The 12,157-nt window shown below is 47.5% G+C and carries 8 protein-coding genes, 1 pseudogene and 1 other annotated feature; of the genes and pseudogenes, 1 reads left to right on the plus strand and 8 read right to left on the minus strand.

The window, feature by feature from the left end:
- Positions 1-35: 35 nt before the first annotated feature.
- Positions 36-266: a binding site (T-box leader), on the plus strand.
- Positions 267-464: 198 nt separating this feature from the next.
- Positions 465-2,060, plus strand: coding sequence for a phosphoglycerate dehydrogenase (gene serA, locus M1D71_RS18250; protein ID WP_458123113.1), 1,596 nt, complete (start codon positions 465-467; stop codon positions 2,058-2,060).
- 71 nt (positions 2,061-2,131) lie between these two features.
- Here serA and M1D71_RS18255 read toward each other — a convergent pair.
- From M1D71_RS18255 to M1D71_RS18290, 8 genes and pseudogenes are all read right to left on the minus strand, one after another.
- A pseudogene (locus M1D71_RS18255) lies at positions 2,132-4,291 on the minus strand (BclA C-terminal domain-containing protein).
- Positions 4,292-5,269, minus strand: coding sequence for a collagen-like repeat preface domain-containing protein (locus M1D71_RS18260; RefSeq protein ID WP_458123114.1), 978 nt, complete (start codon positions 5,267-5,269; stop codon positions 4,292-4,294). It abuts the pseudogene before it with no gap.
- Between the two features lie 196 nt (positions 5,270-5,465).
- On the minus strand, positions 5,466-6,863 hold the full coding sequence (locus M1D71_RS18265; RefSeq protein ID WP_458127290.1) for an ATP-binding protein: 1,398 nt from the start codon (positions 6,861-6,863) through the stop codon (positions 5,466-5,468).
- Between the two features lie 55 nt (positions 6,864-6,918).
- Positions 6,919-7,635, minus strand: a complete 717-nt coding sequence (locus M1D71_RS18270; protein ID WP_017687664.1) for a response regulator transcription factor — start codon at positions 7,633-7,635, stop codon at positions 6,919-6,921.
- 138 nt (positions 7,636-7,773) lie between these two features.
- On the minus strand, positions 7,774-9,036 hold the full coding sequence (gene ccsA / locus M1D71_RS18275) for a cytochrome c biogenesis protein CcsA (protein ID WP_458123115.1): 1,263 nt from the start codon (positions 9,034-9,036) through the stop codon (positions 7,774-7,776).
- Positions 9,033-10,706 carry a cytochrome c biogenesis protein ResB gene (gene resB / locus M1D71_RS18280; RefSeq protein WP_458123116.1) on the minus strand — a complete coding sequence of 558 codons (1,674 nt, stop codon included), beginning with the start codon at positions 10,704-10,706 and terminating at the stop codon, positions 9,033-9,035. Before resB ends, ccsA begins: the two co-directional genes overlap by 4 nt.
- A 14-nt stretch (positions 10,707-10,720) precedes the next feature.
- Complete coding sequence (locus M1D71_RS18285) at positions 10,721-11,248, minus strand: redoxin family protein (protein WP_017687661.1); 528 nt, start codon at positions 11,246-11,248, stop codon at positions 10,721-10,723.
- Between the two features lie 134 nt (positions 11,249-11,382).
- Positions 11,383-12,132: a pseudouridine synthase gene (locus tag M1D71_RS18290; protein ID WP_062835222.1), complete on the minus strand. Its 750-nt coding sequence runs from the start codon at positions 12,130-12,132 to the stop codon at positions 11,383-11,385.
- Positions 12,133-12,157 lie beyond the last annotated feature (25 nt).

A 12,157-nucleotide genomic window follows, 5' to 3' on the forward strand; every position in this document is an offset into this window, starting at 1 on the left:
GTCAGCCATGATACATTATGAAAAAATTAGTCACGTTAAACACGATGATGGAAAAAAGACGTTGCTTCGTCTTACAGAGAGCCGATGGTAGGTGTGAATCGGTGGCAGGCAGATGATCTTGAGCGCTCCTGAGTTATTGCATTGAAATTGGAGTAGGTGCAATCGGTTTAGACCCGTTATCCTCTTCGGTCTTCATTGACCGCTAAGACTGTCGTTGCGAAACGGCGGTGAATTAGGGTGGTACCACGACAACTCTCGTCCCTTATTGCGCAAGCAGTATGTGGATTGAGAGTTTTTTGATTTATTTTAAAGGATATCTGTGGAATCACTCTATTTGCTTCACCTTCCCCCTCTGTTGCGACACCGCGTTGTTGGGCGGAAGAATCACCCTGGTTTTAAGGAATACCTCTTGCTGAGGTCAGACCTTGACGATATAGATACACATACCTAAGGAGGAAGAAACCATGTACAAAGTGTTAGTGTCGGACCCAATCAGTGATCTGGGGATCCAGCAACTGGTGGATGCAAATGATGTTGTTGTTGAGAAGAAAACCGGTCTTAGTGAAGATGAACTTGTTGCCATTATTGGTGATTATGATGCCCTCTTGGTTCGTAGTCAGACTCGTGTTACAGATCGTATTATGACGGCTGGTACCAACCTTAAGGTGATCGGACGTGCAGGGGTAGGTGTAGACAACATTGATCTGGAAGCTGCTACACAGCGCGGTATTATTGTTATTAACGCACCTGATGGCAACACCATCACAACCTGTGAGCACACGTTTGCTATGATGATGGCACTGGCACGACACATTCCTCAGGCATATGCCAAAACCATTCAAGGTACGTGGGATCGTAAAACCTTCTTGGGTGTGGAATTAAGAAACAAAACGCTGGGTGTGCTGGGCATGGGACGGATCGGTAGTGAAGTTGCCAAGCGCGCCAAAGCATTCGGAATGGATATTCTTGCTTACGACCCTTTCCTCACGGAAGAGCGTGCCGAGAAGTTACAAGTGAAGCTGGCTAGTGTGGATGATATCATTCGCAATGCAGACTTCATGACCGTTCACACGCCATTAACACCGGAAACACGGCACATGATTTCGCGGCCACAATTCGAAGTTATGAAAAAAGGCATGCGTATCATCAACTGTGCTCGTGGTGGTGTAGTTGACGAGATGGCACTTGTGGAAGCAATTGACGAAGGAATTGTTGCCGGAGCCGCATTTGATGTATTCGAAAGTGAACCACCTGCTCCAGACCACCCGTTTCTGAATCATCCTAGCATTATTGTCACGCCTCACCTTGGTGCATCCACTGTTGAAGCACAAGAAAATGTAGCGATTGACGTATCGGAACAAGTTCTTCACATCCTGCGTAACGAACCATTCAAGAACGCAGTTAACATGCCAGCGGTTGCACCTACCGTTATGAATAAACTACAACCTTATTTCAAACTGGGTGAAACACTGGGTAGTTTTGCAGCACAAATTACACAAAATGCAGTGCAGGAGATTCGGATCGACTATGCTGGTGACCTTTCTGAAGTAGATACGTCTCCTCTTACTCGTTATATTGTGAAGGGTATTCTCGCCAGACATTTGGGTGGAGAAGCCAACATCGTCAACTCCATGCATTTGGCCAAAATCCGTGATCTTAATGTGGTTGTAAGCCAAACCTCCGCAACCAAAGGATTCACTAACCTGATTACCGTAACATTGGTTACGAATCAGGATGCTGAGGAACGCCGCGTAGCGGGGACATTGCTTGCAGGTTATGGAGAACGTATTGTTCGTCTGGACAAATTCCCGGTAGATATCGCTCCGGAAAGTCATCAAATTTTGATCTCCCATAACGATAAACCAGGTATTATCGGACGTGTAGGAACCCTGCTTGGACAGAATGATGTCAACATCGCATCCATGCAAGTGGGAAGGAAAATCATTGGTGGTGCCGCGATCATGATCCTGACCGTGGATAAAGCAGTTCCCAAAGATGTTCTTGTTCAGCTTGCTGCACTTCCGGAAATTAACACAGCTGTTGAAATCGTGCTGGAATAGTTACTTATCATTCAGTAAAAATCAAAAGAGACGAACCCCAAAGGCAAAGGGTCCGTCTCTTTTTTTCATAATTAGCTTAAGCGGATAATGTTGAGTGTCGCACCTGGCGGCGATAGAACAGCTGTTGCTACTAGGCCGAACAATTGAAGCTGAATGGTCGAACCCGCTGTGACCGTGATAATAAAATCGGTTGCCAGTTGGCTTAGAGAGAGCACTGGTGAGATCACACTCGCTGGAACCACTGCTCCATTTAGCAATATCCGTGATTGTACGGCGAGTGCTGCTGTCAGATTAAGTTTGTAGCTAATATAATACCTGCCTGCTGTAGCCAAAGTGAAGGTATCATTCGCTCCATTTACCGTAATACCTGTTCCAATGTTCTGGTTTGCAGGAAGAGCAACGGCTGTTCCGCCCAGAATAACAAGAATGGTGCCATTCGTACCAGTTACACCGGTTGATCCCGTACTTCCGGTTACACTTAACCCTGTCCTCCCGTTTCACCAGTCGCACCCGTCAACCCAGCGAGACCAGTCGCCCCTGTCTCACCGGTTACACTGACGCCTGTGGCTCCTGTAACGCCAGTTGCCCCAGTCTGTCCCGTTACACCTGTCGCTCCTGTTTCTCCAGTTGTACCTGTTAATCCCGTACTTCCGGTTATGCCGACTCCCGTAGCTCCTGTAACCCCAGTCGCTCCCGTCAACCCAGCGAGTGCTTCACCAGTGCTTCCTGCACTCCAACTCCAGTTGCACCCGTAACACCCGTTGCTCCCGCACCAGCAATCAATGTGTAATCTGGCGATGTGCCGGGCGTTCCCGTCGGTGATGCTACATTGGCGATATACGTACTGCCGTTAAACGTAACGACCTGACCTGCTGGATACGTCGGAGCTACGGCTGGATCGAATGGCACAATTCCTGTCAGACCTGCACCTGTTACCCCCGTGGCTCCTGTTATGCCTGAAGCCCCTGTAACCCCGGTTTCTCCCGTTACTCCGACGCCAGTAACACCAGTGGCTCCTGCACCGGCAAGCAGCGTATAATCTGGTGATGTGCCTGGTGTTCCCGTTGGCGATGCTACATTGGCGATATACGTACTATCGTTGAGCGTTACGACCTGACCCGCTGGATACGTTGGGGCTACTGCGGGATCGAATGGTACTACACCCGTGAGACCTGCACCTGTTACCCCCGTAGCTCCGGTAGTTCCTGTTACTCCTACTCCGGTTGCACCCGTAACACCCGTTGCTCCCGCACCAGCAATCACGTGTAAACCGGGGAAGTTCCAGGCGTTCCAGTAGGTGATGCTACATTGGCAATATACGTACTACCATTAAACGTTACGACTTGACCCGCTGGATACGTTGGGGCCACTGCTGGGTCAAACAGGACAACTCCACTTAAACCTACGCCTGTCGCTCCTGTTACGCCTGATGCCCCAGTGTCTCCCGTAGGCCCAGCTCCTGCAAGCAGTGTATAATCTGGCGACGTGCCCGGTGTACCTGCTGGAGATGCCACATTGGTAATATACGTACTACCATTAAAGGTAACGACTTGACCCGCTGGGTACGTTGGCGCTACTGCCGGGTCAAATGGAATAACTCCACTTAGGCCGATGCCTGTAACTCCAGTGACTCCAGTAGCTCCTGCTCCAGCAAGCAATGTGTAATCCGGCGATGTGCCCGGTGTTCCCGTTGGCGATGCTATATTCGCAATATACGTACTGCCGTTAAACGTTACGACCTGATCCGCTGGATACGTTGGGGCCACTGCTGGGTCAAACAGGACAACTCCACTTAAACCTACGCCTGTCGCTCCTGTTACGCCTGATGCCCCAGTGGGCCCTGTAGGTCCTGCACCTGCAAGCAGAGTATAGTCTGGCGAAGTATCCGGAGTACCAGTGGGAGAAGCCACATTGGTAATGTGCGTACTGCCATTATAGGTAACAACCTGACCAGCCGGATACGTCGGAGCTACTGCCGGGTCAAACGGAACTGCACCATTTAGGCCGATGCCCGTGGCTCCAGTCGCACCTGTGACTCCCGACCCTGCTAACAAAGTATAATCTGGTGAACTTCCGGGCACTCCTCCAGGACCTGCAACATTTGTAATATAAGTACTACCGTTATAGGTGACAACCTGACCGGCTGGATATGTCGGAGACTGGGCTGGATCAAAAGAGGTTATCCCCGTTAAACCTACCCCGGTTGCTCCTGTAGCCCCTGCAGCAGCAATTTATGTATAATCCGAAGAAGTTCCCGGTGTTCCTATTGGACCAGCTACACTTGTAATGTAAGTGCTACCGTTATACGTAATTACTTGACCTACGGGATAACCCGGCGGGAGCGCTGGATCAAATGCTAAGGCTCCAGTCAAACCAGCTCCGGTTCCCCCCGTTGCTCCAGTCGTTCCACCAGCCAATAGAAGAGTATAATCTGGTGAACTTCCGGGCGTGCCTATAGGGCCATTTACATTAACAACATAAAGACTTCCGTTAAAACTGACGACCTGACCTTGTGCATACGTCGGTCCAAGCGCAGGGTCAAACGCCGTAATATTGTTCAAGCCAACACCAGGTGCTCCTGCTGGACCTGGTGCACCTTGAGGACCAACTGGTCCCACGGGTCCAATTGCTCCTGCAGGTCCCGCAGGCCCTTTCACCCCAGGCACGCCTGGTACACCGGGTGCTCCCGGAACCCCTGGTACCCCTGGAACTCCCGGTGGGCCAGCCGGTCCGGTAATTCCTCCAGTTCCGAATGTCGTCGTGGCCCGACTTAAGGATACGGATATGGAACGAATTAATCCCACAAGGTTATCTTTTGCTGCAGGCGGAACTTCCAGAAGCAACGTTACATTCAATAAGTCATCCAGTAAGTTCTGCAAGTTTCCTGCGAGATTAATTAGAGGGACTGGCACAATCTCTGAGCCCGCAATCGTCAATTCTAATACGGCTTGCAACTCCGCTTTTACACCCGCACGAAATCCAGAATTATTTACAAAAGTAAGCAACTGACGCAACCCCTTTTGTAATGCTAGTATATTGGCTGAAGTTGGCTGACTGATCACAGCAGGAACAGTCACAGCCAGAGAGTCAAGAATAGAGTCGAACTGCTCCAGTTCACTTGATGTTATTGGGATGAACGGAGAGCCTGCTCTGAAAGACCTGCCTTCCAGAAATGCTTTAATATTGACCCTTTTTCGATCATCGGACATGCTTACTCAATCCTCCTCTAATCTGCTTGTTTTTCAAGCTTATGTAACATAGGAGGGGAAATTATCTTGGACACTCTTTTTAGTCAAAATAAAAACGATGATTCATGTTCCACGTTGAACAAGATTAAACGGTACTCTTCAACAAAAAAACACCCTCCACAAGAGGGTGTTTTCGCAATTTTTGTATGATATCAGGCTATTTCGATGAATCTACGGGAAATTGTAAAATAAACTCCGTACCTTCGCCTAATACACTATTCACATTAATGATGCCTTGGTGGGCATCCACAATATTTTTCACAATGGCTAAACCGAGTCCAGTGCCTCCACTTTCCCCCCGAACACGCGCCTTGTCTGCTTTGTAGAATCGTTCGAAAATAAAAGGCAAGTCGGATGAAGGAATCCCTACACCCTGATCTTTCACAGATACTCTGACAAACGGAGCACGAAGATGTGTGACCAGCTCAGCAGAGATCATTACATCTTTGCCAGAAGGCGTATGCCTGAACGCATTGTCCAGCAAATTCGTAAATACTTGCTCCAGTCGATCCTCATCTGCCTGTTGAAGTTCAATGGTTGGCTGTTTGCATTCAAACTGCAGTCGGATTCCCTGTTCTTTTGAACGAACCGAGAACTTCCGATACATACGTTCCAACAGTTCTCCGAGGTCAACCTTCTTCATCACCATGTCCGTATGTCCGGCTTCCATTCGGGCAAGATCAAGCAAGTCTTTGACCAGTCTTCCCATCCGCAATGATTCATCATGAATGACCTGAATGAGTTCTTCATTCTCCTCGGGTGAGGTTGCCATGCCGTCCAGAAGCGCTTCGCTGTAGCCTTGCATCATGGATAATGGGGTACGTATCTCATGAGATACATTAGCCACAAAATCACGCCGCATCTTCTCCAGCCGCACTTCTTCTGTTACGTCTCTCAAGACAGCCACAGCACCTCTGACAACACTGTCAGCGTACAAAGGCGCCATCTGAACAGACCAGACACCTTGCTGTACATGAACGTTGGAGTTCTGATCCCCACCTTGCTCCATCACCGTTCTGAACAAAGGAAGGAGGGGCTCCGGTACATCCCGTGAAGACTTGTAGGACTGCTCGGAATCTTGTCCTTCATCCATCTGTGCCCAATCCAGGTCATACCAGGCCTGCATAATCTTCTCACCTGGCGGATTGGTCAGGATAACTTTGCCTTCACCATCAAAAGTAACAACCGCATCGGTCATGCTTCGAAGCACACTCGCCAAATGCTCTTTCTCATGGTTAAGGTTTCGAATATTATCTTCAAGTTGTGCGGCCATATGATTAAACGTATTGGCAAGCTCACCAATCTCATCACTTGTCACCAGGGAGAGGCGCGTTCCATAATTCCCTTTGCGAATCGCATTGGCTGCTTGAATCAACTGCTGCATGGGCTGCGTAATTTTGGTGAACAGAAACAATGCAAAGAACGTGGTTAAACTGAACCCAATGATACAGATGTAGGTGAACAGCCGCTTAATATCTCTGGATTCGGATTCTGCAAAGTTCGTATCAATGTAGGGCAGCAAAAAAAGACCCAGCGCTATAAGTACACAACCCACAAGGCAGATTATAGTGATCCATAACTTCCCGACCAGCGATCTCCAGAAATTAAAACTACTTCGGTACTTCCAGTTTATAACCCACACCCCACACCGTCGTAATCATGGCCGCCGATTCAGGCGATACCTTGTTAAGTTTCTCGCGAAGACGCTTCACATGCGTGTCCACGGTACGAAGATCGCCAAAGAATTCGTAGTTCCATACGTCTTTGAGCAATTCTTCTCTGGAGAAAACTTTGTCTGGAGATGTTGCCAGATAGTGCAGCAATTCATATTCTTTGGGCGTAAGACTAATCTCTTCGCCACCAGCCGTTACCCGGTGTGCATCATGCTCAATAACCAGATGCGGGAACACAATGTTGTTACTCGAATTGCTCTCCTTGGAGAGATAAGCTGTAGCGGAAGATCGACGCAAAATCGCTTTTACGCGATAAATCACTTCACGCGGGCTGAATGGTTTAACAACATAATCATCTGCGCCAACTTCGAAGCCCTGAACCCGGTTAATCTCTTCACCTTTTGCAGTGAGCATCAAAACCGGCGTTGATTTGACCTGACGAAGGCGGGTACACACTTCAACTCCATCCATACCCGGTAACATGACATCAAGCAAAATCAGCCCGTAGTCCCCTGCTGTTGCTTTACGCAGCGCAGTTTCCCCATCCTCGGCCTCATCAATTTCATAACCTTCTTTTTCAAGATACATTTTTAAAAGTCTGCGGATTCTCTCTTCGTCATCCACAACCAGTATACGATTCTCATGTTCAGCCATGCCTCTCCAGCCCCTTTGCAATAACTCCTCATCACTTCTATTATGTTCGATCTGGCGAACAATATTTGAATACATTTCAATTAAAAGGTAAATTTGTGTTTCCCGCTTCTAAACTTAACCTTTGCAATACGATTCACCCTAGTCCGCTCCAGCGTAAGAATGTAATCCCGCAATAATCAGATTTACCCCAACCAGCGTAAACATCACGACCAGGAAGCCAAGAACTGCAAGCCATGCAGACTTCTGACCTTGCCAACCTCTGGATAAACGCAAATGCAGATACACACTATAATATAGCCATGTGATTAATGCCCACACTTCTTTGGGGTCCCATCCCCAAAAGCGACTCCAGGCAATCTGCGCCCAGATCATGGCGAAGATTAATGCTCCCAGCGTAAATATCGGAAAACCAATGGCGATCGCGCGATAACTAATCTCATCCAGATCATCGGCATCGATTCCATCCATCATCGGCTGTAATGCTTGTCCAAGTGGTCTGCGAACAATTAGTCGTACAATTCCATAGAGGATCAGACCTACAATGAGTGACCAAACCACCGTATTCAGCTTACGCCCGGCATTTACCCCGTTCATCCAGGAAGGCGTCTCAAGTAAAGGTTTTTTCATGCCAAGAAACGGTGTCATGCTCTCCACTTCGCTATTATATGGAGCAAAAATCGGAGGCATGCGATAAATCACTTTCTCTATTGTACTATTTTCCTGTACCTCTGTGTCAATGCTGACCGTTTTCTGTACAAAAACCGTCTCATAGCCAGCCGCACGAAAGGCAAATACCGTTCCAATAAATCCGATGACTACGACGATCGTCATCAGGGTGAATTCGACCCAACCACGCTGGCGTCTTGAAGATTTGTCTTTACCACTGAAATCAACGGTGCGGAGCAAATACATGAACCCTGCCGCAAAACCAACGGCGAAGAATGCTTCACCAAGCGCAGCCAACGTCACGTGAATTTTCAACCAGATGGACTGAAGTGCCGGGATTAATGGTTGTACTTCCTGAGGAAATACAGCGGCATACGCCATAATGATGATGGTAAGTGGTAAAGCAAACAAACCCAGTAATGACTTGCGGTATATAGCATATACAACAATAAATGCAACCATGATCATCATGGACAGAAAAGACATGAACTCATACATGTTACTAACCGGGATATGACCTGCCCCAGCCCATCGGGTTACAAAAAATACGATATGAGCCGCCAAGGCGACAGTCGAAGCGACGAAGGCTCTTTTCCCCCAGCGATTCATATGGTCTAGAGGATCACGATTACTCCATTTTTTGCCCATTACCGCAACAGCATATAACAAGAATGCAGCACAATAGAGAAAGAAAGCTACGATAAATGCGTCGCTGCTGAAATCCAATAAATTCATGCTTGGTTCCCCCCGTTATCCAACGACTTCTCTTCCACTTCCAGATTCATCTGTTTCAAGACGGCTGCAACTTCACGCCTGAAGCCAAACCAGTTTTTGTTGGTATGTCCACCCAGCGTTAGCTGTCTATCATCAAAACGAATCCAGATACGGCGATGATGCCAATAAAAACCCATGATCAGACCCAACATAACAATGCTGGCTCCTACCCACACAAAAGGCATTGCCTTATCCACACGTATATTGAGATAACTTACGGACTGAATAATATCGACCTTGTCCATGCTGTCTACTTCCAGTTGTAAAGGAATCTCTGTTCCTATCAGCTGTTGGTTAATTGCATCCTGTTGAAACCGTTGTTTATCAATCTGCTTCGCAAAATACAGATATTGTATCCCCTCTTCCGGCAGATCCGGTCCCTTGATGAGAAAGAGAAAAGCAGGTGCATTAGGTGAAGGCGATTTTGATTTGGGCTCACCATTCTCATCCAATCCAAAGTCCATGAACTTTTCTTTTACCTTCAGCTCATAAGGACCTGCTTCAAATGTTCTTTGGGTATCTACCATATCGATCTTAATTGCCCCGTATACTTCACCCGTCTTCGCATTGACCAGATCAGGCGTTACGGACCGAATGGTGGGTGTTAGATCATAGTCAAACTGATAGGCTTTCAGACCGTTATAATTCAATGGATGATTCACCCGCACATCATGTCTTGCCACTTCAGCTAATTGAGGTTTCTTTGAGAGATCCGAACAATCTGCTGTACATTCATATAAAACAACTTTCGTTTCAAACAGTTTCGGAACGGTTTTATTCAGGTTGCGGAATTGCTCGGGTATTTCCTCCTCACTGTAGAACTCAACATTAAACTGTTCGTTCTGTAGATACATCGACGTATTCGGGATCTTCTTGATTTCACCTTCGGGAAAAGCAACATGCTCGTCCAGATTCAGGCCAGGTAACCCTCGCGCCAGCACCGCCAGCAGAAATATAATGAGTCCAATATGGATGACATATGGCCCCCATCGACTGAATCGCTGTTTCTCGGCGAGTAATGCATCACCCTGGGTGTGCACGCGATATCCTTTCTTTTTCAGCGGCGTAACCGCTTTCTTAATCCAGTCTTCGGATGCCTCTTCAATGGAACCTTGATAGACCAGACGCTGCCTTGTCAAAAATTGTGTATGTTTGCGTATTTTCTGTTTATTCAGTGCTTTGTAGAGCGGTAGGACGCGATCCAGGCTGCATATCACCAATGATGCGCCAATGAGCACCAGTAGCAGAATAAACCACCAGGATTCATATGTATGGGATAGACCCAACAGATAATAAATATGACCCAACTGGCCGTAGGTTTCTTTGTAATACACGGAAGGATCAATATTCAGGAACGTACTTTCTTGCGGATAGATCGTGCCAAGCATGGAACCTACAAGTGTAAAGACAATCATATAGACGGCAATTTTGACGGATGAAAAAAAGTTCCATATGCGGTCAATGAAATTGGGATTACTGCGCTGTGAACGACGCGCCATGCCATCATAACGCATTTCCAGCACTTCATCCGATTTAGCTTCTGCCTCCAGTAGCGGCTTGCCACATGCTTCACACAGCACAGTGCCGACTGGATTTTGGTGTCCGCACTCACATTTGGTATTTTGGAACACGAATAGACCTCCTGTCAGGGCTGCTTCGCCAGTTGCGAAATTTGAGCGTCAAGTGTGTCCAAATCAAGTTGCCCGATATGAATGGTAGAGATTTTGCCCGTGTCGGATACAAAAAATGTCGTTGGCATCGGAGAGATTCCGAAATCACGAACCGAGTTTTTCTCCCGGTCAAGCATGATTGGAAACGTAACCCCAACCTGCCGTACAAAATTATCCACGGTCATCTGGTCTTCCCCAACATTAATCCCGACAAATTGTACTCCTTGGTCCTTCCATTTGTCAGCTTGCGCCTGAAGTGCAGGCATTTCTTTAACACAAGGTTCACACCACGTGCCCCAGAAATTGATCACCATCGCTTTTCCTTTGTACTCATCAGACGTATGAACTTGACCATCCAGGCCCAGCAATTCAAAAGAAGGAGACTTGTCCCCTTCCTTTGGCTTGCCATTCGAGCCGGATACCGATGTGGTAATCGCATATCCGCCCAACACCAGGATCAATAACAAAATGACGATTTGCACCGTTCTTCTTGATTTCCCCATGTGCTGCTCCCCTTTTAAGTGACTGTAGCATTCGCATCTCATTGGTATAAGACAACTGTGAACATCCTATGAACAATTATAGCGAATTACGTCACAAAACTGCGGCGGTTTTATGAAAATTATGTGTCCTCACATTACCTTTTTTTCATTTTTTTGGCTGGCTCTGATTGTGCGAGGGTAATCAGGTTGTTGACTTCCTCTTTGGTCAGATTGCGCGTCAAACCACGTTTCAGGTTTTGTAGCAAAATCCCACCAAACGAAATCCGTTTCAGGCGTGTTACCGGATGGTTGATTGCCTCGAACATGCGTCTAACCTGACGGTTACGTCCTTCATAGATCGTAATGGAAATGACCGACTCATTGGCCGCCGTATCCACATCTTTGTACTCCACCTCTGCAGGAGCAGTCATGCCGTCATCCAGCATAATGCCTGTCTTTAATTTCTCCAGAGCTGTACCATGCGGCACACCTTTAACGGTTGCATGATACGTTTTGGGTACGTGATGCTTCGGATGCGTCAGCAAATGTGCAAACTCACCATCATTGGTCAGAATTAATAATCCCTCTGTGTCATAATCCAGACGCCCCACAGGGTATACGCGTTCCTTGACACCTTTCAGGTAGTCGGATACAATTTTCCGACCTTCAGGGTCAGATGCACTCGTAATTACGCCTTTTGGCTTGTTTAACATCAAGTACACTTTTTTCTCACTGCGGATCGGTTTTCCATTAACCGTAATCATATCCTCTTCGGGGTTCGCTTTCGTACCCAGTTCGGTTACGACCTCCCCGTTAACTTCTACTTTGCCGGACAGGATCAGTTCCTCGCTCTTGCGGCGGGATGCAATGCCTGCCTGTGCGATAATTTTTTGTAATCTTTCCATGTTTGTCATGTCACCTCACACTAAT

The sequence above is a fragment of the Paenibacillus sp. Z3-2 genome, assembly GCF_054161325.1.